This is a genomic window from Dietzia sp. B19 (genome assembly GCF_014145155.1).
Lineage (GTDB): Bacteria > Actinomycetota > Actinomycetes > Mycobacteriales > Mycobacteriaceae > Dietzia > Dietzia natronolimnaea.
On the sequence record NZ_JAALED010000366.1, the window covers coordinates 1 to 2,093 of the forward strand.

At 69.4% G+C, this 2,093-nt stretch carries 3 protein-coding genes; all 3 read left to right on the top strand.

Features of this window, described 5'->3' with window-relative positions; translation table 11 throughout:
• Positions 1-409: 409 nt before the first annotated feature.
• The 3 genes from G6020_RS10880 to G6020_RS10890 all read left to right on the top strand — a co-directional run bounded on the left by G6020_RS10880 (position 410) and on the right by G6020_RS10890 (position 2,037).
• Complete coding sequence (locus G6020_RS10880; RefSeq protein ID WP_179523576.1) at positions 410-1,306, top strand: universal stress protein; 897 nt, start codon at positions 410-412, stop codon at positions 1,304-1,306.
• Positions 1,303-1,590, top strand: a complete 288-nt coding sequence (locus G6020_RS10885) for an N-acetyltransferase (RefSeq protein WP_182610641.1) — start codon at positions 1,303-1,305, stop codon at positions 1,588-1,590. The genes G6020_RS10880 and G6020_RS10885 overlap by 4 nt, the downstream gene beginning before the upstream one ends.
• Before the next feature lie 156 nt (positions 1,591-1,746).
• The gene (locus G6020_RS10890; protein WP_182610645.1) at positions 1,747-2,037 is read left to right on the top strand and encodes a GlsB/YeaQ/YmgE family stress response membrane protein; all 291 of its coding nucleotides are present in this window, start codon (positions 1,747-1,749) and stop codon (positions 2,035-2,037) included.
• Positions 2,038-2,093 lie beyond the last annotated feature (56 nt).

Sequence of the window (2,093 nt, forward strand, 5' to 3'; positions counted from 1 at the left end):
CGCCTCGAGCTCGGCGAGCCGGCCGGGGAACCGCCGGCGCAGCTCCTCGGGGATGCTGCGGGGCCCCCGACCGGGGTCGGCGAGCCGGATCCGGACCGGGTCCACGCCGTCACGCAACGGCAGGGGCCTTCGCGGACGTCCGGACTTCGGCATATGCAGAGTCTAGTCGTTGGGCTACACTCACTTTTCGCCCCAGGCACCTCATGCGTCACTTGCACGCCAGCTGCCCCCTTCACCCCAGGAGCACCCATGATCGACGCCGTTGTCGACTTCTTCCTCTTCGGTCCCGGCCGCGCCTTCCTCCCGGCGTTCCAGGGCAGCTTCAACATGGCGTACCCGCCCAACGCCCCCTTCCCCGACGAGTTCTGAGAACGCCTCCACGAACCACCCGTGGCGGTAGTCTCGAGGCATGGCTTCACTCGAGAATTCCGTGGTCGTCGGCATCGACGGTTCAGCAGCCTCGACCGGCGCCGTCGCGTACGCCGCCAACACCGCCGCCACCCGGCGGGTCCCGCTCGTGCTGGTGACCAGCTACACGATGCCGGCCGCCATGTTCGCCGAGGGCATGGTCCCGCCCCAACCCGTCTACGACGAGTTGGAGAAGGAGTGCCAGCCGATCGTGGAGCAGGCCAGGGCCACCGCCCTCAAGGTCGCCCCGGACATCGAGGTCTCGCACGCGATCGTCGAGGGCAACCCCTCGCAGGTCCTGATCGACTACTCCCGCAAGGCCAAGATGATCGTCCTGGGCTCGCGCGGACTGGGCGGGATCAAGGGGATGGTCCTCGGTTCGGTCTCGGCCTCGGTGGCCAGCCACGCGTTCTGCCCGGTCGTGGTGACCCGCGAGGACACCGACGACCTCGACCGCTCGGGCCCGGTCGTGGTGGGGGTCGACGGTTCCGAGGTCAGCACCAAGGCCACCGCGTGGGCCTTCGCCGAGGCCTCGGCCCGCGACGCCACCCTGATCGCGGTGCACACCTGGATGGACCCGCAGGTCCAGGCCGCCGCCGCGGGGATCGCGCTGACCGACGAGGACTGGCGGCAGCTCGAGGAACAGCAGCTCGAGGTCCTGTCCGAGCGGCTCGCCGGCTTCTCCGACCGCTACCCCGACGTGCGGATCGAGCGGGTCGTCACCCGCGATCGCGCGGTCCGGGCACTCGTGGAGCAGGCCGAGAAGGCCCAGCTCGTCGTCGTCGGGTCCCACGGGCGGGGCGGATTCACCGGCATGGTCCTCGGCTCGACCAGCCGGGCGCTCCTGCAGGCCTCGCCCTGCCCGGTGATGGTCGTGCGCCCGGAGTCGCACTCGTGAGCGCCGGGGAGGACATCCGGGTGCAGCGCAATTCCGCCGCCGGCCGGTTCGAGATCGTGGTCGACGACGTCGTGGCGGGTTTCGCCGACTACAGCGACGCCGACGGCGTCAGGACCTTCCCGCACACCGTGGTGGACAAGGAATTCGGCGGCCGCGGCCTGGCCGGGCGGATGATCGGCGAGGCCCTAGAGGTCACCCGCGACGAGGGCCTGCGGGTGCGGCCCGCCTGCGAGTTCGTCGAGCGCTACGTCCAGAAGAACCCGGACTCGGCGGACCTCGCCTGAGGGCCACTGCTCACATGACACCTGAGGTGCAGGTGAGTAACGAATAAGCGACGATTAACCCCACACACGGCCCGACCGGAGGCGTTCGGGGCGCAAGCGTGTTCTGCTGTGGGTGCGGCTCGCACTCGGGCCGAGTACCTCTCGGGAAAGGACTACATCATGGGGACAATCATCGCCTGGATCATCATCGGCGGACTCGCCGGTTGGATCGCCTCCAAGATCATGAAGCGTGACGCCCAGATGGGCATCCTCGCCAACATCGCCGCCGGCATCGTCGGCGCGTTCATCGTCGGTTGGCTCGTCTCGTTCTTCACCAACAGCGAGGGTGGCGCGATGCCGCAGGCATTCTCCATTCCCGGCGTCCTCGCCGCTATCGTCGGTGCCTGTCTCGTGATCTGGCTCGTCAGCCTCGTCGGCGGTCGCAGCAACCGCGGCACCCGCGTCTGATCAGGTCAGACCAGAACGTGCCGGACGGCCCGGCCCCGATCCATCGGGGCCGGGCC

What these genes read in the sequence shown, in the direction of transcription:
- G6020_RS10880 (WP_179523576.1), top strand. Translation starts at nt 410, where the DNA reads ATGGCTTCACTCGAGAATTCCGTGGTCGTCGGCATCGACGGTTCAGCA.